The sequence below is a fragment of the Actinocorallia libanotica genome (genome assembly GCF_039525175.1).
GTDB lineage: Bacteria > Actinomycetota > Actinomycetes > Streptosporangiales > Streptosporangiaceae > Actinocorallia > Actinocorallia libanotica.
The window spans coordinates 135,740-157,270 of sequence record NZ_BAAAHH010000015.1; the positions used below are offsets into that span (position 1 = coordinate 135,740).

Here is a 21,531-nt window from a genome sequence, read left to right on the forward strand (position 1 = left end):
GGACGCCGACTTCTTCCGTTTCTTGATCTTCTTGTTCGTCTTGGGGGGCATCGCGACCTCGCTAGGCGGTGGCTCGGTACAGCAGGATCAGGGTCACGCCGGTCAGGTGCTCGGCGTCGCCGGACAGCGTCAGCCGCCACGGGGCGGACCCGGCGGTGAGCCCGGCGGGCCGCAGCAACTGCCCTTCGACCAGGGTCTGGCGGGCGTCGCCGTCGAGCAGGAGCCGGGTCGTGGAGCCCGCGCCGTACAGCGCGGTGATCCCGGTGATCTGCCGTCCCGACATGCCGGGCAGCAGATCGGGCGTGACCGGCAGGCGCAGCTCGTCCGCGTCGTCGGCCTGCAACTCCTCCCATTCCTCGGGGAAGACTGCCGCGACGTCGAGGGAGACCGCCGCCGGGTACGGCTTGAGCAGGCCGCGCACGGCCGTCGCGAACGTCTCGCCGCCGTCCTCGGCCGAGTACCGGACGGTGATCGTGACGTCCCGCAGCCCGGACGGCGGGCGGCGGGTCTCCAGCCGCCACCGCGAGACCGCGCCGGTGCCCTCGAACGGCAGGTACCGCGGGTCGTCGTACCGGACCTCGAACAGCCCGGAGTCCTCCCCGTCGGTCACCTCCGACAGGGCGATCCGCTGCCCCGGACGCCATGCGGAGCGCAGTGACGCCGGGGGCGTGCCGCGCGGGTCGAGCAGGTATCCGACGGCCTTGGGGTCGGGCGTCAGCACGGTCTTGTCGCTGAGCTGGGTGAGCGTGGCGTTGAGCTGCAGGGGCCCTTCGGCGGTCGTGAATGCGACGCTGATCGACTTGATCTGCCGCCGGTAGTGGCCGGGGAAGTCCCGGTCGAACAGGTCCTCGCCCAGCGCGAACTCGCACCGGCCCTCGATCTGGAAGGCCATCAGCGCGGCCGCGTCGAGCCGCAGCAGCGACACCCGCTTGGTGATCTCCATCCCGCGGGCGCCCGCCTCGGAGTAGGCGCTGTCGAGCCGCTCCAGGTCGAGCCCGAGCTGGTCGCCTGCGAGCAGGCCCTTGCGGCGCGAGTCCCAGTAGGTGGGCCGGATCAGGCCGGGGGCCCGTCCTCGTTCGGCTTCGAAGGCGCGTTCGGCGGCGCGGGCCATGTCGAACGCCAGCTGGTAGGTCTGGAAGTACAGGCCGGAGATCTGCCCGACCATCCAGCCGTACAGCTCGGCTCCGGCGAACTTGGTGGTCAGGAAGGTCTTCACCGCGTCCAGGTGGGCGGCCTCGCGCAGGTGGATCTCCAGGTCGCGGCGGGCCACGGCCACCTGGAGCTCGGCTCCGGCGATCTGGTGGCCGAGCTGGTCGACCTCGGCGCGGCCGGTGGCCAGCTGGAGGTCCCAGTCCTGTTTCTGGCCCTCGAATTCGGCGATCACCCCGAGCAGTTCGCCGACCATGCTGAAGCCCTCGCCGAGTGAGGCGGAGATCTCCGCGGCCTCGCTGAGCGCGCCTCCGATCGATTCGCCGCCCGTGGTCGTGCCCATGATGAACGGCCCGATGTGGGCCTGCGGCGCGGCGGTGGCGATGGCCGCGCCGATCTTCAGCCCGCCGGCGACGAACTGCCCGGTCGCGCCCAGCCCCATCATGACGAGCTGGGCGATCTGGAGCGGCGACATGCCGTCGGCGATCAGCTTCGTGTAGTGCTTGACGCGCGCGTCGGCGCCCGCCTTGGCGGCCCGCGCCTCCGCGAGGCCCTCCTCGGCGATCTTGATCTGCTGCTCCTTGATCTGCCGGGTCAGGGCGTGCAGCTCGGCGTCCTGGCGGTTCTGGAGCAGGCCCAGCTCCTCGCCGTCGCGGCGTTCGATGGCGTCCAGCAGCGCGGAGCCGAGCTCGCGGACCCGTCCGGCCAGTTCCTTGGCGCGGGCGAGCACGATGTCGAACCGGTAGGCGGGGATCGGCGCGGCGAGCGCGGCGGTGACCTGGTCGGCCGACAGCCCGGCGGCGGCGCCGCGGACCAGCGCCATGACGTCCAGCGGCGGGTCGAACAAGGGCAGCGGCCGGCTGATCCCGAGGATGTCGAGGGACGCCCGGATCTTGGTCAGCCGGTCCTCGACCCTGGTCCAGTACTCCAGGAACTGCGCGTTGCCCGGCACGTGGAAGTAGGGGTTGGCGACACCGGCGTGGACGATGCCGCCGCCCTTGAGCAGGGTGCCGTCGGCGGTGAGGCGGGCGGTCTCGCCCGGCCCGTCGCCATCGGTCAGCTCGTACGGCGCGGCGGCCGGGAGCAGCCCGGTGCCGAGGGTCGCGGGACGGCGGCCGAGCAGGTCGTAGGCGAAGATGTACAGCAGCCGCGCCTCGTCGACGCTCTCGGCGGTGTACTGCCGGAACAGCATGTCGCCCCAGTCGAGCAGGTTGTCGATGTAGGCCATGACGACGCCGCGCCGGTAGCCGTCGGGGCGCAGCTCGGCGATGGCGTGCGGGTCGAACGGGTCGTCCAGGTAGGTCTGCAGGAGCGCGCGCCGGTCGCCCATGAGGTCGTACTGGCGGCGCAGCCGCCCGATCAGCGCGATCCGCTCGGCCAGCTCGGCGGTGCGCGCGTTCTGCGGCATCGCGGAGAGGGCCTCCTTGACCGGGTTGAGGCCGGTGTCGGCGAGGTCGGCGAGGCGGTCGCGTTCGGCGGCGGTCAGGTCGCGGACCCGGCGGAACGCCGGGATCATCGGGTCGAGCGAGGCGAGGACCGGGGTGAGCCGGGCGGTGAGCGTGGCGTCGCCCAGCTCGGTGAGGTCGAGACGGCAGGCGGCGACCAGCGCGCCCGGGTCGACCGCGAGGAACGGCAGGAACCGCCACGGCCTTCCGTGCCGGGTGGGATCGAAGACGAACTCGTACCAGTGGCGGGCGTCCTCGAACCGCTGCGCCTCGTTCAGCGCCTGCGCGATGAGCATCGGCGCGTGGTGGAAGATCTCCCAGTAGTACAGGCCGTTGGCGCTGTCGAAGTCCAGGTGGGTGCTGACGGGGACGTGCGCGGCGACCTTCGGCTTCACCTGGATGGTGGTCGCGTCGGACGTCGTGGAGCTGAACGAGGGAAGCTCGTCGAGCTCCTGGGTCGGCTGGGCGAGCAGCGCGTCGACGCCGCCGGTGAGCAGCCGCCGGTTCAGCTCGGCGGCGGTGCTGGACGTCAGCCGGACGATCTCGATGGGCAGCGTCGCGGTCTCGTACGGACGCGCGGTGGCGTCCGCGGTCGGAGAGGTGACGTAGCCCGAGCGCAGGAACAGGAACAGCGCGCCGTCGGTCGACATGGCGCCGGTGAGGTCGGCGGGGAACCCGGGGGGCAGTCCCCGCCAGTTCGCCGTGTACGACAGGAGCGGGACCGCGGTGCCGGGTTCGAAGTCCCGCCCCACCGGCGCGTACCCGGCGGTGCTGATCAGGTAGCGCTGGTCGCCGCGCGTGATGACGCCGCTCAACGGCTGCGCGACGGGCTTGGGGTATCCGGCGTCGACGAACCGGGGCACCGACCCGTCGGCCGCCAGCGTGTATCGGACGTAATGCTGCGCGCCCGCCAGGAACAGCTTCCCGTTGGAGATGTAGGCCGCGGCGATCTTGCCTTCGGTGGTGAACGCGTTGGCGGCGCGGCCCAGCTCCCAGGTCTGCCGGGGCGCCTCGTCCTGGCCGCCGCCGCGCGCGGAGAAGGTGCCTCGCGCGTTGTCGAAGGTGAACAGGCCGCCGCCGAGGGTGAGCGACGGGCCGGTCGGCTCCTGCACCGGGACGTCGTCGTTGTTGCCGTTGAGCGGCCTGGGGTAGCCGGCTCCGGCGGTCAGGTCGGCCAGGAGCCGGACATACTGGCCGCCTCCCACCACGTAGGCGCGTCCGCCGGAGACCACGGCCCGGGTGATCGGGGTGCGCGCGGGCAGCCGCCAGTTGGCGGCGACCGGCTTGACGTTGGTCAGCGACCCGGAGGTCACGTACCCGTCGAGGGCGCGGGAGTAGAAGACCTCGGTGCCGTTGGGCGCGGTGAAGGCCACGTCGACCTTGTCCCAGAGGGGCAGGTCCTCGGTGTTGGTCGCCAGCTTCTTGGGGTAGCCGGCTTCCAGCAGGCTCGCGCCGAACAGGTAGTCCTGGTAGCGGTAGTACTCGTCGCCGCAGAAGAGGAACACCTTGTCGCCGCGGATCAGGACGGCGTCGACGGCGGCCGAGGTCCCCAGGTTGTTGGCGGCGAGGCCGAACCGGTCGTAGGTCTTCTGGCGGACCTGCCCGGACGTGGGCCGTCCCGGACCGGCCTGGGCGTACAGGCCCGAGGCGGAGTCGAAGACGTACAGGGTGCCGTCGGGGAGCTGGAATCCGGCGTCGACCTGGCTCCAGGTGGTGGGCAGCCGGTCGGCGTTGCCCTTGTAGGGCAGCACCTGCGGCGCGTCGGACGGCGCGTCGACGGGCCGGACCAGGAAGCTGCCGCCCTTGTGGTCGACGCTGCACCACGGGCCGTCCTGGCTTTCGGCGGGCGCGTTGAAGCGGACCACCCCGGCCAGGTCGATGGGCGTCGGCTCGGCGAACACGCGCGACAGGTCGACCGGACGCGGCGGCGCGATCGTCTTGGTCGCGGGCCGCGAGGTCAGCTCCGGGGTCAGGCTGAACCCGGCGGTGACCGGGACGGCGGCGGTGCCGGTGCCGACGGTGTAGTCGCAGCGCACCACGATCGAGTCGTGCACGTCGCCGCCGGGCACCGTCCGCGACGCCTGCACGTACAGGCTCACCCCGCTGATCGGCCCGCCCCGCACGACGTCGGAGTCCAGCAGCTGCGCCGGGAGCCAGTCGCCGTTCAGGTTCAGGTACGAGTAGTAGACGCTGACCTGATAGTTCGGCGGTTCGGCGGTGACCTCCTGCCTGCCGCCGGACTCCTTGGTGGTGATGGTGGTCTTGCTCTGGTCCTCCTTGGGCACCGCGGACACGACCGGCCAGAACACGAAGACCCGGCCGAAGGCGTGCACCGGGTCCACCCGGTCCGCGGTGATCTGGGTGTCGACCTTCAGCCACGGCCGCCACGTCGCCGACAGCTTGTCGCCCTCGCGGAACTCGGCGGTCCGGTAGTAGTAGCGGCGCGGGTCGGTCCTGGTCCGGCCGAACAGCACCAGGCGGCGCACGCCGGTCGCGGCGCCCTCGGCCGGGTAGACGTAGCCGCCCGCGATGGTGAGCCGGGACACCTCGGTGTACTCGTCCAGATAGCGCTTGTAGGCGCCCTGGACGGTCGCCGCGGTGATCTCGCGCTGGAGCAGGTCGTCCTGCAGGGCCTGGAACGCCGGGGTCTTGCGGTCGCGCAGCTCGGGCCGCAGGTAGTTCTCCGGGTACAGGAAGACCTTCCGGTTGGCCTCCCAGACCCGGTAGGTGCGCATCCACTTCCACCAGGTGCGCAGCCGCGCCTTGACCTGGACGGGGTCGACCCCGGCGGGCAGGTCGGCGCGCTCCAGGTCGAGCAGGTAGCGCTGGACGTACAGCTGGGTCGCGGCGATCGCCTCGCGGACCCGCGAGGTGGTGCCCGCGGGGCCCATGTCGACGTCGATGAGGTACTTCTCGTACAGGTCGCGGGACTTGCCGTGGACCGGGGTGAGCGCGGCGACGAGGGCGTCGCGGCGGCGGGTGTTGAGCCGGTCCCGGAGCCGGGCCGACACGGTCTTCCATTCGGCCGGGGCGGAGCGGCGGCGCAGGATGTCGCCCAGCGCGGCCGCGGCGGCGTCCTGGTCGCGGGCGGGGCCGTAGAGCTTGGCCCAGACCTTCTCGTAGAGCTCGGCCGGTCCGCTGCCGATCCGCCCGGTGACCTTGAACAGGCTCGCGAGGGACAGCAGGAACTCGATCTCGAACAGGTCCTCCTCGCGGGTGTCGGGCCGCAGCAGCGCGATGTGCCGACGGGCCCAGCGGACCTCCTCCAGCGGCCAGCCGAACCGGTCGGCGAGGTGCGCGTACGGGTCCTCGGCGCCGGTCAGCAGGAACGCCGCGAGCCCGTCGGGGCGGGTGCGGCACAGCTCGGCGAACCCCGCGATGACGTGCACGTCGCCGAGCCGGTAGTCGGCGCCGCCCGTCCAGCGGTGCGCGAACGCCTGCGGGAAGGTCCGGTCCACGACCCGACCGGGCCCCGAGTACCGGACGTACCGGTCGCCCTTGGTCAGGTAGACGCGGCCGTCCAGGGTGAACGCGCCGTCGATCCCGGCCTCGAAGTCCGGCGGCAGGTCGCCCCAGTCGTCGGCGATGGTGCGCGGGTAGCCGAGTTCGGCGGTGTCCAGCGCGCCGGTCGCGGGGTAGCGGACGTACTGGCCGCCGCGGAAGGCGTACAGCTCGCCGTCGCGGCCGGTGAACGCGGCGTCCAGGGCGCCCGACGCGAACGCGTTGCCGTTCTTGCCCCACACGCCCGCGAGCGGCGTGACCACTCCCCCGGCCAGGTGGGCGCGGCCCTTGAACAGGTGGACGGTGCCATCGGTCGCGGCGAACGCCGCGTCCAGGCCATCCTGGAACTCCGGCGGCAGCGGCGGCAGGCCGAGTTCGGCGGCGAGCGCCGACAGGGGGCGCGGGTAGCCGTCGTCGGCGCGGCTGCGGTCGGTGCCGGAGTAGCGGACGTACTGGTCGCCGGAGAACAGGTAGGTGCGGCCGCCGGCGACGAGGGTCGCGTCGACCCGGCCGGTCGACGCGAGGTTGTCGCGGGTCCCGCCGAGCCCGGCGAGATCGATCGTGCCGGTCGGCTCGGTCGACACGGTGTGGCAGACCCCGCCGCTGATCAGGTGGATGGTGCGGTCGTTGCCGACGACCGCGTCGAGCGGGGCGGTCAGCGCCGCGTCGAAGGCGTCCGGCAGGCGGGTGAACGGCGGCTCCTTGCGCAGCTCACCGATGATCGTCTTGGGGTAGCCGGGGTCGATGTGCCGGTAGGTGGTGCCGGTGTAGCGGACGTACCGGGTGCCGGAGAACAGGTAGGTGTACCGGCCCTTCCAGACGAACGCGGCGTCGACCGCGGCGCCCGGCGGCAGGAACGGGTTGGGCGAGCGGCCCCACTGGTCCCGTACGGGAGTGCGGGCGCCGAGCACCTCGCCGGTCAGGGAGGCGAAGGTGTCGTCGAAGAAGAAGTGGATCGTGCCGTCGGCGGCGCGGAACGCCGAGCGCAGGCCGTCGGGGGCGCCGGGCTCGCCGGCGGCACGGTCGAAACCGGGGTACAGCCGCTCGATCGGGCGGATCCGCGACCAGCCGCCGGAGCCGCTGCGGGACACGCACGACTCGCCCGCCAGCAAGGTCAGCGTGTCGCCGCCGGACAGCACCGCGGACGGGAACGGGAAGCCCTCGGGCGCCTGGTGGAAGTCGGCGTCCGCGAGCCCGGGGTGGCCGGGGTCGGGGGCGTCGTAGGTGGTGCCGGAGTAGACCAGGTAGCGGCGGCGTCCGGCCGCGTCGGGGCGCTCGAACAGATAGGTGCGGTCGCCGTGCACGTAGGCGAGGGCGACGCTGGTCAGGCCCGCCCAGCCGTCGGCGATCGGCCGCGGGTCGCCGTCGATGGCCGTTCCGCCGTCGGCGGCGTACACCACGAACTGGTCGCCGGAGAACAGGTAGGTGCGTCCGTCGCGACCCACGAACGCCGCGTCGACCGCGCCGGTCTCGTACAGGTTGTTGCGGGGCCGCCCCCATTCCTGCTCGGCCGGGTAGGGGCGGCCGAGCTGGGTGTTGAAGCAGGTCGCGCCCTGGAACAGGTAGGTGTTGCCGTCAGCGCCGGTCAGGACCGAGTCCAGGCCGGTGCGGAACCGGTCCGGGACGCCGCGCAGCGCACGGGGCCGGAACGGGGTCGCGGTGACGGTGCGGCCTTCCAGCGCCGACAGCCGCACCCAGCCCGCCGCGGTCGCCGCCACCAGCGTGCCGTCCTGGATGAACGCGCAGGTCAGATCACTGATCGGGAGGCCGTCGTAGCGTCGGTAGGTGGTGCCGGACACCGCGTGGCAGCGCCCGCCGGAGAACAGGTAGGCGGTGCGCCGGTCGGAGTAGGCGGCGTCGATCCGCCCGAACCCGGCGGGCAGTCCGGCCAGGCCCGGCTCGGTGCGCAGGGCGGACAGCGGACGCGGGTAGCCGGGGTCCACCGTCGCGGGCGTCGCGGTGCCGGTGTGGGTGTAGCGGACGTACTGGTCGCCGGAGAACAGGTAGGTGCTGGTCCGGGGCCTGTCCACCCCGTCGATCTTCTCGACGGCGTCCAGCACGAACGCCGCGTCGACCTTCCCGGTGCGGGCCAGGGTGTTGGACACCCGCCCCCACAGGCTGGAGACCTTCTCCGGGTAGCCGTCGTCGACCTGGGTGTAGTCGTCGGTGGAGTACCGCACGTACCGGTCGCCGGAGAAGACGTAGGTGCGTCCGTCGACGCCGACGAACGCCGCGTCGATCCGGGCGAAGGGGATGCTGTCCCACCGCTCGCGCAGCGCCATCGGCTCCGACCACCAGCGGTGCCGGGCATCGAAGCGGACGAACCGGTCGCCGGAGAACAGGTAGGTGCGTCCGTCACGGCCGGTGAACACCGCGTCGACCGGGCCCAGCTCCATGTGGGCCGGCATGTTCCACCAGTTGTCCGACAGCGGCTTGGGGAACCCGGCGTCGGGGGTGCGGTAGTCGCGGGTGGAGTACCGGACGTAGAAGCGCGAACCGTCGCCGGACGCCTTCAGCCGCAGGCCCTCCAGCCGGACCGTGAGGGTGACGCCCTCCTCGGTGGCCATGACCCAGTCGCCGGCGTTGCGGCGGACCTCGCGCAAGGTGAGGCCGTGCCCGGCGAGCAGGTTGCGCAGCCGCGGGGTGGCCCGGCCCGCGTCCAGGTCGGCGCGGCTGTCGGCGGGCAGGTCGAACAGGTGGCCGCCGACGCCGAACAGGTAGGTGTGGCCGTCCAGCACGAACGACGCCTCGACCTTGGTCAGGCCGCCCCAGTCTCCGGCGATGGAGCGCGGGTGGCCCGGGTCGGCGACCGAGTAGTCGCCGGTGGAGTACCGCAGGTAGGTGGAGCCGCTGAACAGGTAGGTCTTGCCGTCGAGGCCGGTGAACGCGGCGTCCACGATCCCGCCGGTCAGCGGCGCGGGCAGCACGCCCCAGCGGTCGGTGACCGCGACGGAGGTCGCGCCCGGACCGGTCAGCGCGACGGTCCTGCCGTCCTTGAACAGGTGCACGACGCCGTCCGGAGCGGTGAACGCGGCCTCGACTCCCGTCTCGAACTGCGGCGGGACCCCGGCGGGACGGACGGTGCCCTCGTCGGCCAGGACGCCCGGGTTCTCGATGCTGTCGGAGTAGCCGAGCCACCTGCCGCCCGCCAGGAGCCGGACCGCGGCGCCCTCGACGTAGGCGGCGTCGACGCCGGTCAGGCCGATCGCGGCGGGCGCCGTCCCCCAGCCCTGGACGGTGGGCGCCGTCCCGGCGGTGGTGTGCTCGACGCCGCCGGTGAACACGTGGATGAGGCCGTCGCGGTCCTGGAAGCAGGCGTCCAGGGGGGTGGTCGGCGCCGGGCCGGGCAGTCCCTCGTGCCGCCACCAGTCGGCGACCGGGCGCGGGTAGCCCTCGTCGGCGGTGGCCAGACCGCTGGAGTAGCGGACGTACTGGTCGCCGGCGAACAGGAAGGTGTGCCCGTCGGTGTCGGTGTAGGCGCCGTCGATCCGTGCCGGATCGGTGAAAGCGCTCTTGACCTTGCCGAAGGTCTGGGCGCGCGGCACCCACGCGGTGCCCCCCTTGTCGCGGGTGAAGACGGAGGAGGTGCCCGCGGCGTCGCGGCCGACCAGCCATTCGACGCCGCCGGGACGGACGAACGCCGCGTCGATCGAGGCCAGCGCGGCGAACCGGGGCGACAGGTCGGTGAGCGGGCGGCGGCCGGTCCCGGTGGGCTCGTGGGTGGCGGCCGAGTACGTCCAGTAGCCGTTGCCCGCGAACAGGTACAGCAGGCCGTCGCCGCCTTCCAGCAGGGCGTCGAAGCGGTCCACGCCCTGCGGCAGGGTCAGCGGCTCGGGGAACTTGCCGGTCAGGTCCTGGTCGGCGAAGACCGCGCGGACCTCGTCCGGGGTCAGGCCGAGCTTGGCCGCCAGCGCCGCGAACCGGCGGATCCGCCGGACCGCCAGGCGCACCCAGGCGTCCGCGGGCGGCTCCACCAGGTCCAGGGCCGGGACGGACAGCAGCGCGCGGGCCTGTGCGGGGCCGCCGGCGACGCACTGCGCGATGGCCTCGGCGACGGCGGCGGGCACGCCGAGCACGTCGGCGAGACAGGAGTACAGGGTGGTGCTCTGGCGGCCGGCCAGGGTGGTGAGCCGGTCGGTGATCTCGGTGACGGCCGCCGTCAGCGCGCGGGCGACCGTGTGCAGCAGGAAGAACACCTTGCGGGCGTGGTCGGGGGCGCCGGGCAGGGTGAACGCCAGGGAGTTGTCGGGGTTGGCGAAGTAGCCGAGGCGGTCGCGGGTGACGGCCAGGCGCGGGGTGAGGTCGCCTTCCTTGATCAGGTGCGCGATCACCTGGTCGCGGCCCGCCTCGTCCAGGCCCAGGGCGTCCAGGGCGGAGGGGGCGACGCAGTAGGGGGCCTCATCGCGCAGCACTCGGACGATCCGGGCGAACACCGCGTCCTGGTCGGGGGCGAGGAAGCCCGGGCCGAGCCAGACGGTGCCCTCGGGATCGGCGAACTCGTCGGCGTCCAGGACCCGGCCCCCGGACAGGTGGACGCCGTCCATCGCGGTGAACGCGCGGCGGGCGGCGAGCCCGTCGGCGAGGTCGGCGAAGTCGTCCGCGCTGAAGGTCGTCAGCTTGGCGCGGTGCGCGGCGATCCCGGCCTGGAGGATCCCGAGCAGCTCGGCGCGGATCGGCGCGAACTCGGCCGCCAGCCCGAAGTCGGCGAGCGGCAGGGTCAGCAGCGCGGCCTGGTCGGTGAAGCGGCCCTCGGCGTCGAGGTGGCCGTTGAAGTGCAGGCTCTCCAGCAGCCGGGTCGTCTGCGCGGGGGTCAGCCACAGCTCGGCGAGGGCGGCGGGCTCCAGGCGCAGCGCGTCGTCGCGGAAGTCGGCCAGGCGCTCGGCGAACAGCGCGCCGAGCGGGCCGGCCGCGTCGGCGAGATCGGCGTTGACCTCGAAGCGGGCGACGTTCCGGGCGTCCAGGAAGAAGTCCGGCTCCACGAGGGTGCCGTGCTCCTCGATGTAGCCGATGTACCAGAGGTTGTCGTACAGCTCGCCGCGTTCGGCGTTGCTCAGCTCGCCGAACGCGGCGAGGTCGGACGGTCGGAACACCGCCGTCCCGTTGATGGCCGCGCCGATCGCCTTGAAGACGGCCTCGCGGTGCGCGGAGAAGTCCCCGGCCAGCTCCGCCGGGCTGAGGGCGGTGGTCTCTGCCGCGAGGGCGCCGTCGGTGTGCAGCACCCCGCGGAACACGAGATTGCGGAAGACCTTGCTCTGGAGGCGCTCGCCGAGGCCCAGCCCCTCGAAGTCCGAAGCGAAGATCACGCCCAGGTCGGTGACGGCCCGGTAGGCGGCGCCGCGCACGGCTTCGGCGTCCAGCTCCAGGGCGCGGCTGCCGACGGACGGGACGACGCCGGGGCGGCAGGCGACCAGCACGTCATGGACGACCTTCGCCGCACGCTCGCCGAACCGGTCCGACACCAGCGCGGACGGCTCCAGCGCCACCTGGTCGAGCTCCTCGCCGAGCCGTTTGAACAGCGCGATCCGTCCGGAGTCGTCGGTCTCGGGACGTCCGCCGAGGATCTTGGCGAGCTCCGCGCCGTCGAACCCGGCGCGCCCCGTCCAGCCGGCGATCGCGAACAGCGTCTGCGCCAGCCAGAGCACCGTCTGCGGCGGGCCGCCGCGCAGCACCGCGTGCAGGTCGCGGGTCTGCGGGCCCGGCTCGCCCAGCACCGCGAAGGTCGAGTACCGCTGGAGCGACGGGTCGCCCTCGATCGCGGCCAGCAGGTCGAACAGCTCCCCGGCGGAGATGCCCAGGGCCCGCGCCAGCAGGCCGCACCGCCGGATCAGGGTGATCTCGGGGAGCTCCACCCGGCCGCCGTCGAACGGTCCGGGTTCGCCGGCGGAGTAGCGCTGCCGGTAGCGCCGGACGATCTCCGCGATGTCGGGCTCGGCGACGTCGATCAGCGCGGCCAGGCGGAACCGGTAGTCGCGGTTCGCGGGCGTCAGGATGTCGCCGGTGGCCGTCTCGACGACCGCGCCCTCCGCCGGTTTCCACGGCAGGATCAGGCCGCAGACGTCCGGGACGGTCATGCCGTGCAGCCGGACCAGGCGGACCACGCCGGCGACGGCCCGCAGGGCGGGGAGGTCGAGGCGTCCGGCGGCGAAGGCGGTCAGGACCGTGTCGGCGTCGGTGAGGGTCAGGCCGGTCTTGCGGGTCAGCCGGATCAGCCGGTGGGCGCGGTCGAGCCACGCGATCAGCGAGCCCGGTCCGGCCGGGGCGGCCAGGCGGGTCTCCTCGGGATTCAGCCGCACCTCGGTGCGCAGCTTCACCAGCTCGCGCAGGGCCGCCTCGTCCAGGCCGGTCGCCTCGAGGAAGCGGCGGGCGTCCAGGAGGGCGTCGAAGTCCTCGCCGGCGAGCAGCCCGTAGCGCTGGGCCAGCTCGGCCCCGAGAACCGACTCGGTGGTCAGCACCGTGACTTCCTCGGCCGACAGGCCCAGGTACTCGCGGGCGGCGATGTCGTGATCGACGCGCGCGGCGAAGAGCCGGTAGAGCTCCTCCGGGGTGACCTTCAGCTCGTCGAGATGCGCGCGGAGCCGTTCGTTCCGGACCGAGAACGGCAGCCCGAACGGGTGGACCCGGGTACGGAGCGTGTCGTAGGGATCGGGGCCGACGAGGCGTTCGAGCACCTCGTTGACGATGTCCAGGTAGGCGGTCTCGCCGAAGGTGTTCTTCTCGTCCAGGACGATCCGCTTGAGGTCCGGCCTGCGTTCCAGCAGGCCCGGCCGGTCGAAGGTGCCTTCCAGCAGGCCCAGCAGCTCGACGAAGTACGCCGCCGGAGAAGTCACCGCCCTCGCGTCCTGCCCCTCCACGAACCGCGACTCCCCGAACAGCTCGGCGTACTCGGGCAACGAGTTCTCAGCCACGGCGGCATCCCCACTTCGTGATCCAGAAACGGCGCCTCATGTTCGCTGAGCGGCGGCGAATCCAGATACTTACCCGAAGGGCATAAAACTCAGGCGAGTGTTATTTGCGCACCAGAAATCCTGATCTCCAGGGCTGAGTCACGAAATATCCCCGTAACACGGCAAAGGCGCCGTACGCTGGGCGTTCTTCCAGTTCAGTGGGCATCATCCGACCGCGACGGTCGTTCGTCCGTTTGGACCGAAAACGTGGCGGCCCGCCTTTATCCGGGGCCTGAGGCGTGGAAGCCGGGCCGGGACCGATCGGTTCCTCCGCTTCACCCGAATCCCTGCGACGGAACGCTCCCTGCGGATCGGTAGCGGCCGGAAACCGGTGTCAAAGCTTGCGGCGCGCTCATCCGTGTGACCCTTCCTCGAAGGCATCGACTCACGGCGTCCGGCCGCGATTCGACGTACAGTGATCATTTCAATGTGAGAACATCTCGGTCTACGGACAGGCGATCGGGGGGATTCGTCCAAGGCTTTCTCCGGCCGAATCCGGCCGTACCCGCGCCTCCGCCGCCGGGCACGACGCCGCTCCCGCGTCGCTCAGCACCGATCGCCCTCCTCGCACGGGCCTGGTGCCTGGTCCAGCGGCCTGCCACCGGGGCCGGCCGTTTCGGCCAGGCGGTGGAGGAGGTGCGCCCAGCCGTCGCCGGTCTCCTCCTCCAGGACGGTCGGCAGGCCGCTGTGGCGCAGGGTGAGCTCGGTGCCGTCGCCGTCCGGGGTCAGGGTGACTTCGACCCGGGAGGACTCCGGCGGGATGTCGGGCGCGCCCGGGGTGGCCTCCCAGCCGAAGGTGAAGACGAGGCGTTCGTACGGCACGAGCTCCACGAACCGGCCGCGCATCACCGGGCGCGGGCCCTCGTGCATCGCGACCCGCAAGACGCCGCCGGGACCGGCGTCCAGTTCGGCCGTTCCCCACCATCGCGCCAGACGCGCCGGGTCGGTGAAGAACCGCCAGACCGTCTCGGGGCGCGCGCGGATGTGCAGCGTCTGCTCGATCGTCCTGCTCACAACGACCCCTTCGTGTCCTGGTCACCGGTGTGCGTGCGTTCTTCCTGCTCGGCTTCGTACTGAAGGCGGCTGAGCGAGGCGGACCACATGGTCTCCAGGAACGTCACCGCCTCGGCCAGCCCCTCCGGGCGCAGCCGGTAGAAGCGGCGGTTGCCCGCGCGGCGGACATCGACGAGGCGGGCCGCCGCCAGCGTTCGCAGGTGCTGGGACACCGCGGGGCGACTGATCTCGGGGAAGCGCTCGGCGATCTCGCCCGCCGACACCTCGCGATCCCGCACCAGGACGAGGATGGCGCGGCGGGTCGGGTCCGCCACGGCGCGAAGCGCGTCGTCCATGGGCCACCGCCTTCGTTTGCGCACTGCCGGGACAGTGTGTAAGTGTTTAAGCAACATCTTACATACTTTCGAGGACGAGGATCCGCCATGCCGGGAGACGACAACACCCCTGCGCCGCGACCGGAGAACCGGCGGCTGAACGCGCTGGTCGGCCGCTGGCGTTCGCAGGGGCGGATGACGGCCACCCCGACCGATCCGGAGATCCGCATCGCCGGATCGGACACCTACGAGTGGCTGGCGGGCGAGCACTTCCTCATCCACCGCGTGGACGTGCGCATGAACGACGAACACGTCGAGGTCATCGAGATGATCGGCCCCTACGATCCGGCGAGCCGGACCTATCCCATGCGCTCCTTCGACAACCGCGGCGAGTTCGTCACCATGCGGGCGAGCGTCGACGACGACGGCGTCTGGACGTTCGCCGGCGAGACCGAGCGGGCGACGCTGGTGATCGCCGAAGACGGCGGCTCCATGACGGCCGAATGGGAGCGCACCGACGACGGCTCGAACTGGCGGCACTGGATGGACATGAGCTTCACGAAGATGCCCGACTCCAGTGCTGTCCCCTGCCCTTGAGTCTTACTCGGACCATGCGGCAGAAACTCTTCGGATCCGGTACGCAGCCCGAGCAGGATCCCGCACGCCTCGCGGCCGCCCGATCGCCGGCGGGGCGGCCAGCGCCAGCGGCGGTCCAGTCGCGCCTGGCTTCACCGCCTCCCGGATCCGTCCCGAGACCGAACCGCTCTCACCCGGGCCGGGCGGCGTCGAGCACGGCTCGGACGGCGGCTCGCAGGGCGTCGTCGGCCTCGACGGAACGCCAGTGGCGGCGGACGGGGACGCGCCAGTGGCGGTGGGTGAGGGGGCGTTCGTCGGCGTCGGCCAAAGACCTGAGGCCGGGGAGGGCGGGGGCGACCGCGGTGGGATCGGCGGCGGCGACCTCGGCGAGGAGGGTCAGCGTTTCCAGGCGGGTGAAGAACAGGGCCAGCCGGTCAGCGGGCTCCCCCAGACGGGCCGCCAGGAATGTCAGGGCGGGGGCGACTTCGTCCGGACGGCCGCCGGCGCGCCACAGCACGCGGGCGATGGCCAGGGTGCGTTCGTGGCCCAGACGCGCCGGGTCGCGCAACGCGTCCCGCAGACGGTCCGACGCCTGGGCGGCGACGGGCGGATCGGCCGCAGCCATCTCGGCGAGCAGCATCAGGGCCGTGGCGCTCTCAGCGGTCGCGGGTCCGCGGCGCGAGTAGGGGGCGCTCAGGTCCAGGAGGGCGGGGACGGCCTCACCGGGATCGCCGGTGACCCGCCACAGCGTCCGCAGCAGGAACGGGACTCGGGCGGGGGCGGCGGACGGCAGTTCCCGTCGCAGCCGGTCCGCCTCTCCGGCGGCCGCGGGCCCCAGGGCGGCGCAGACCTCGTCCCGCTGCCAGGCGAAGAGCCGTCCGGACCGCAGGGTGGCGAAGGCGGGACCGGGGTCGCCGGTCAGGCGCCAGTAGGCGACGGGGTCGAGGCTGGAGGAGTCGCGGGGGCCGCGCAGCCGCCGTGTGCCGCCGTCTTCAGCGGAACCGAGGAGTCCGCGCAACGGCCGCTCACGACCGGCGGCGACGGGCCCCGGGTCGATGGCGGCGAGGGCGTGCGCCGCCCACACCGCATGCCCGGTGTCGAGGAGGCCGACCAGGGCGGGCACCACGGGGGCGCCGTCCCGGTGCCATCGGACCAGGACGCGGGGGTAGTGGATCCGATCGTGCCGGGCCGCCATCTTGAGCATCAACGCGGGCAGCAGCACGCCGTGGTGCGCGGCGAAGGGGGCGAGCATCTCGCAGAAGTTCGGTTCGGGATCGCGCCAGCGGCCCTGGTTCGACTCCGGCCGCCAGTCCCGGAAGCCGTCCCTCTTCTCCCGGGCCGGGATGGCCATGCGTTCGGCGAGCACGGGCACGCCCCGGTCGTCCCCCATCCTGCACAGCGCCCACAGCGCCTGAGTCCGCACGCGCGGGTCCGGTTCGCCTTCCGGCGTGAGGCGCGCGGCGGCGGCGTCGGCCCAGGGGCGGGAGGCGGTGCCGCACATCGCGAGTGCCCGCAGGGCGAGGGCGCGGTTGTCCGGCAGCGGGTCTCCGGCGAGCGCGGCGACGTCGGGCAGCAGTGCGGGCACGGCCGTGCGCCGGTCAGCCATCAGCATGACGGCCGCCTGGATGCCGCCGGTCCGCCGCCGCGGTTCGCCGTGGCGCAGCAAGGCGCGCGCGAGGGCGAGGCGGCCGGGGAGGTCTCCGCCCAGCAGCGCGTCGGCCGCGCAGGCCTCCGAGGCGTCCAGGTCGAAGAGATCGCCGTCCCGGACGGAGAACGGCCGTCCGGAGCTCAGCAGCGTCCCCGTCACGGCGCGGGCGTAAGCGGGATCGTCGTGGCCGGGAAGCACATGGCGCAGTGCCCGGACGGCGGCGAGCCTGACGTCCGGGCGTGCCTCATCGTCCCGGGTCAGCCGTGCGCGCAGCCAGGCCACGGTGTCCGCGGGCCGACCCGTGCGGTCGGCCAGCCGTCCGACGGAGTCGACCAGCCGTTCCGCCACGGCGGTGGCCTTCTCGGCCTCGAAGCGCCTCTGGAGCAGCGCCGTGACCTCGTCGGCCCGGCCGGTCGCCTGGGCGAGCGCCGTCGCCGCGCTCCGCCGCACCTCCCAGGAAGGGTCGTCCAGCAGCGCCGCCAGACCGGTCACCGCGCCGTCCCAGATCTGGGACCAGTCCCGCGCCATCCGCCGCGTCCGGGCCCGCTCGGCGGGGGCCGGACGCGGCCCGGTCCGCAGGTACGCCATCGCGGGCAGCCGCACGGCCCGACCTTCCGCCTCGGCCCCGGCGGCCGTCGCGGCGATCTCCCCGACGCACTCGACGAGCCGCGCCCGAACGCTCACCGCGGGATCGGCCGCCGCCTCGACCAGCACCGGCAGCAGCTCGGCGGCAGCCGGGTACAGGTACTCCCCCAAAGCGCAGACCTGCCGCAGCGTCCGCAGCGCGGCCTCGGCCGCCTCCGGCCGCCACAGGTCCAGCACCAGCTCGGGCCCGTGCCTCTGAGCGGTGCCGGGACTGATCACCACCGACCAGTCCACGTCCTCGAGCCTCGCCGCCATCCCCTCGCCCACGCCCCCTCCTCCCGTTCGCAACGCCTCATCCTCGCCGAGTCCGCCGCATCCGAGTCGACGACCGCCGTGGCCACGCGAAGGCCGACAAGGGCTCGACGATCGGATGCCACGTCTACAGGTCGATTGCATGGCGGAGAGCTCTCCCGAGCAGCCCATTTCGCACGCACGCCGTGCGAATTCGCCTCCTGAGCCTCCTCCGGGGTCGTGCCTCTCGGGAGCATCGACGAGGACGACGATGACCGGCAACGGCCGAGCGGCCTCGGCGTGGACGGCCCGATGCGCTGACCGGGAACGTCGGGGGTGCCCCGGGTCGAGGCGTGCTGGGCGGCTCAACGGGCCTTGAGCTCGTGCACCTGTTACGGGCGCTGCACGTCGATCACGTACTTCCCGCGGACACCGCCGGCTTCGAGCCTGCGGTGGGCCTCCGCGACCTCGGCCATCGGGAAGATCGTGTCGATCACGGGGCGGACGTGCCCCGCCTCGGCGGACGCGGTGAGTTCGGCGATGCGGCCGGCTGACGGGTCGTTGCTGAAGAGCTTGATCTTCCTGGGCCGAAAGGCGGCCCGCAGTCCGGTGCCGAGCATGGACCCGATCATGCGGTCCGGGTCGAACGCGAGCGCGACCATGCGTCCCCGCCGGGTGAGCCGCGCCTGGTAGGCGCCGAGATCGGTGCCGACCAGGTCGATGATGACGTCGAAGCGGCCGAGGTCCTCCGGCCGGGTCGTGCGGTAGTCCAAGGCCGCGTCGGCACCGAGCTCTTTGATCCAGTCGAGGTTGCGGGCACCGGCGAGGGCGGTGACGTCGGCGCCGAGCGCCTTGCCCAGCTGCACGGCGACGCTGCCGACGCCCCCGGTGGCCCCGCGGACCAGGAGGCGCTCACCGGGGGCGAGGCGGGCCTTGTCCGTCAGCGCGGTCAGGGCGGTGGTGCCCGACACCGGAAGGGCGGCGGCTTCGAGCAGGCTCAGGTTCTCGGGTGCCCTGGCGAGCCGCTGCTCGGGTACGGCGACATGGTCGGCGATGGCTCCGAAGACGAAGTGCGGCATGAGTCCCCACACCGCGTCTCCGACATGCCACGTCCGCGCCTCTGCGCCTACCGCCACGACGCGGCCGGAGAAGTCCCCGCCCACGCCACGTGGGAACGCGGCGCGGGTGACGCGGCGCATCCTGCCCGCGCGGAAGGCGGTCTCCCCCGCGTCCACGCTCGCGGCGTGCACCTCGACGAGCACCTCCCCCGGTCCCGGGCGTGGTGTGGGCACCTCGTCGACGCGCAGCACCTCGGGCGGGCCGAAACGGTCGTATCGCACAGCACGCATGGTCAGTTCCTCCTGGCCGTCTCTCCGGATACAAGTGGGGTGGCACCCCACTTATGTGGCGCTACACTAACCGGAGTACCACCCCATTTAGCAAACGCAGGAGGTCACCGTGGCCGGCACCACAGCGCGACGGCCCTTGCGCGCGGATGCCCGGCGCAACTACGAACGCATCCTCGCCGCCGCCCAGCAGGCGTTCGCGGCTCACGGCGCCGACGCGTCCCTGGAAGGCATCGCCCGACAGGCCGGCGTGGGGTCGGCGACCCTGCACCGGCACTTCCCCTCCCGGCGCGCCCTGCTGGACGCCGTCTTCCACGACCGTGTCGAAGCGCTCTGCGCCAGGGCCCAGGAGCACGCCCGGGCGAGCGAACCCGGTGCCGCGCTCTTCTCCTGGCTGCGGGACTTCAACGCCTACGCGGCGGCCAGCCGGGGCCTGGTCGGCTCGCTGCTGCGCGACGGCCGGGACACCGACCTGCTGCAGGAGGACGACGACTGCAAAATGATGATCACCACCGCAGCCGACGAGCTCCTCCAGCAGGCTCAACAGGCGGGGGCGGCGCGTCCCGGCATCCGCACCGAGGACCTGCTCGCGCTCGTCAGCGCCATCTCGCTCGCCGCCGAGGACCACGATGACGACGCACAGGCGGGACGGCTGTTGGACATCGCGATCGAAGGCCTGCGCCCGCACCGGTGCGAACACCCGACCTCAACCCGCGAGACGTTCTCCTGAAAGACCGGGCCGGGCGCCGGTAGGAGCCCGGACCGGTCCTTCACCGCGCCGCGCAGAGGCCTGGTCGCCGAGGCGACCCGACGGGGCCGAGCCCGACGAAAACGGGCTCGCGGCCGACCGGTGGCGGGGACGGGCCCGTCTCACGCGGTGGCGTCAACGGTCTCGACGACGTCCCTCAGCTGGGAGCGGACGGTGATGCCGAGTTTGGGAAAGGCACGGTAGAGGTGCGAGCTCACGGTTCGGGGGGAGAGGTAGAGCTTTTCGGCTATCTCGCGGTTGGTCAGGCCCCGTGCGGCGAGCCGGACGATCTGCTGCTGCTGGGGCGTGAGCAGGGTGAAGGCGTCCGGTTCCGTGCTGAGGCCCTGGGCGCCGGCGGCCCGGAGCTCGGCCTGGGCCCGTGCGGTCCAGGGGCGCGCGCCCAGGCTTCGGAAAGCGGTCTCCGCCTCGGTCAGCGAGGAGCGCGCCTCGACGATGCGCCTCCGGCGGCGCAGCCACTCCCCGTACGCGAGAAGTGCTCGGGCGCGCTCCAGGGGACGCGGCGAGAGGACCGGTGCGGCCAGCGCCGAGGCGAAGTGACGCTCCGCCTCCGCGGGATCGGCGAGCACCGCCCGGCTCAGGTGGACGAGGGCCGCCCTGCGGGGCGCGAGACGGCCCGCGCCGGGAAGGGAGCGCTCGGCCTCGTCCACAAAGCTCTCGCGAATCCCAAGGACGTGTAGACCGCGCACAGCGACCCGCCCGCATCAGAACGGTCAGTGGCGATAATCCGGGTCCTGACCTCTCGCTGACGCCGCTGGTCGTTCGATTGCCGCCCGATCCCCGTCGCGAGGCCTCAGAGGCCCTGCCTGCAGCCCGGTTCCCGATGGAGCCACCGGGCCGCCGCGGAACGGAGGCGGTGGGCCATCCCGCACACCGGACAAAAGCGTAACTTGTGGGTTACACTTCATGGGTGGACGAAGTGATGCAGGCGATCGCGGATCCCGTTCGGCGGGAGATCCTCATGCTGCTGCGCGAGGGGAGCCTGCCGGCGGGCGTGATAGCCCAGAGGTTCGCCATCAGCCGGCCCGCGGTGAGCCGACACTTGCGGGTACTGCGGCAGAGCGGCCTGGTGAGCGACGAGCTCGTGGGACGGCGGCGGCTGTATTCACTGCGCACCGAACCGCTCGCCGAGCTCACGGACTGGCTCGCGGACCTGAGCCGCCCCGAGGGGTGGGCGCACCGCTTCGACGCCCTGGAGACCGAGGTCCGCCGCACCGTGCGCGAGCGCCGCGCGCAGGCCCAGACGGACGACGCAGAAGAGGAGAGGACAGCATGACCCCCACCGGAAAGCTGATCACTACCGGGGAAGGGCGAGACCTCGTCCTCGTCCGGACCTACCGGGCACCCATCGAGGACGTATGGGCGAGCGTCACCGAGCCCGAACGCACCGCGCGCTGGTTCGGCCCGTGGGAGGGCGACGCGGCCCCCGGCGCCACGATCCGCGTGCGGATGTCCTTCGAGGAGGACGAGCCGTGGTGCGAGACGCGCATCGACGCATGCGAACCACCGCACCGACTGGCCCTGTCGATGTCCGACGCCTCCGGGGACTGGCGCGTGGAGCTCCTGCTGGCCGAGACCGCGGGCGTCACCGAGCTCCGTTTCGCCCACCACCTGGCGCCTGGAGCACCGCTCGCCGAGATGGGGGCGGGCTGGGAGTACTACCTGGACCTCCTCACAGCAGCGCGCGAGGGAGCCCCCCGCCCCTCCTTCACCGACTACTACCCGGCGATGAAGCCCTACTACGACGCCCTCACCTGACCATCCAACGGGAGCACCGGTGGGCTCGTGAAGAAGAGCGATCAACCCCCGTGGATCGCCTCCGACGGGCTGTGGGAGCGCAAGGTGTTGTGCGGTTCCCGGTGTGTGGGACACCCTGCCCCAGGCATTGCTGATGGAACTGCACACCGCAAGACAGTTGGACTGGTCGCGGACGGGAAGCGACAGCTCACACG

The 21,531-nt window shown here is 72.7% G+C and carries 10 protein-coding genes; 4 read left to right on the top strand and 6 right to left on the bottom strand.

Going from position 1 to position 21,531, the window contains the following annotated elements; all coding sequences use genetic code 11:
* Window positions 1–61: 61 nt before the first annotated feature.
* The 3 genes from ABD140_RS19470 to ABD140_RS19480 form a co-directional block, all read right to left on the bottom strand.
* A complete protein-coding gene (locus ABD140_RS19470; RefSeq protein ID WP_344242302.1) occupies window positions 62–13,000 on the bottom strand; it encodes a hemopexin repeat-containing protein in 12,939 nt (4,312 codons plus the stop codon).
* A gap of 585 nt (window positions 13,001–13,585) precedes the next feature.
* Window positions 13,586–14,053: an SRPBCC family protein gene (locus ABD140_RS19475; protein WP_344242303.1), complete on the bottom strand. Its 468-nt coding sequence runs from the start codon at window positions 14,051–14,053 to the stop codon at window positions 13,586–13,588.
* Window positions 14,050–14,388, bottom strand: coding sequence for an ArsR/SmtB family transcription factor (locus ABD140_RS19480; RefSeq protein ID WP_344242304.1), 339 nt, complete (start codon window positions 14,386–14,388; stop codon window positions 14,050–14,052). The genes ABD140_RS19475 and ABD140_RS19480 overlap by 4 nt, the downstream gene beginning before the upstream one ends.
* An 87-nt stretch (window positions 14,389–14,475) precedes the next feature.
* On the opposite strand from ABD140_RS19480, the gene ABD140_RS19485 reads away from it, so the two are divergent.
* Window positions 14,476–14,964 carry a DUF1579 family protein gene (locus tag ABD140_RS19485; RefSeq protein WP_344242305.1) on the top strand — a complete coding sequence of 163 codons (489 nt, stop codon included), beginning with the start codon at window positions 14,476–14,478 and terminating at the stop codon, window positions 14,962–14,964.
* 169 nt (window positions 14,965–15,133) lie between these two features.
* On the opposite strand, the gene ABD140_RS19490 is transcribed toward ABD140_RS19485, so the two are convergent.
* Both ABD140_RS19490 and ABD140_RS19495 read right to left on the bottom strand, forming a co-directional pair.
* A complete protein-coding gene (locus tag ABD140_RS19490) occupies window positions 15,134–17,503 on the bottom strand; it encodes a HEAT repeat domain-containing protein (protein ID WP_344242306.1) in 2,370 nt (789 codons plus the stop codon).
* 356 nt (window positions 17,504–17,859) lie between these two features.
* Entirely contained in the window at window positions 17,860–18,816 is a 957-nt protein-coding gene (locus ABD140_RS19495) for an NAD(P)-dependent alcohol dehydrogenase (protein WP_344242307.1), read from the bottom strand.
* 109 nt (window positions 18,817–18,925) lie between these two features.
* Here ABD140_RS19495 and ABD140_RS19500 point away from each other — a divergent pair, with 109 nt between their 5' ends.
* On the top strand, window positions 18,926–19,543 hold the full coding sequence (locus tag ABD140_RS19500; protein ID WP_344242308.1) for a TetR/AcrR family transcriptional regulator: 618 nt from the start codon (window positions 18,926–18,928) through the stop codon (window positions 19,541–19,543).
* Between the two features lie 140 nt (window positions 19,544–19,683).
* Here the strand turns inward: ABD140_RS19500 and ABD140_RS19505 are convergent, their stop codons facing one another.
* Complete coding sequence (locus tag ABD140_RS19505) at window positions 19,684–20,229, bottom strand: helix-turn-helix transcriptional regulator (protein WP_344242309.1); 546 nt, start codon at window positions 20,227–20,229, stop codon at window positions 19,684–19,686.
* Window positions 20,230–20,489: 260 nt separating this feature from the next.
* Between ABD140_RS19505 and ABD140_RS19510 the strand changes: the two genes are divergently transcribed.
* Window positions 20,490–20,855, top strand: a complete 366-nt coding sequence (locus ABD140_RS19510) for a metalloregulator ArsR/SmtB family transcription factor (protein ID WP_344242310.1) — start codon at window positions 20,490–20,492, stop codon at window positions 20,853–20,855.
* Window positions 20,852–21,337 carry an SRPBCC family protein gene (locus tag ABD140_RS19515; RefSeq protein ID WP_344242311.1) on the top strand — a complete coding sequence of 162 codons (486 nt, stop codon included), beginning with the start codon at window positions 20,852–20,854 and terminating at the stop codon, window positions 21,335–21,337. The genes ABD140_RS19510 and ABD140_RS19515 overlap by 4 nt, the downstream gene beginning before the upstream one ends.
* Window positions 21,338–21,531 lie beyond the last annotated feature (194 nt).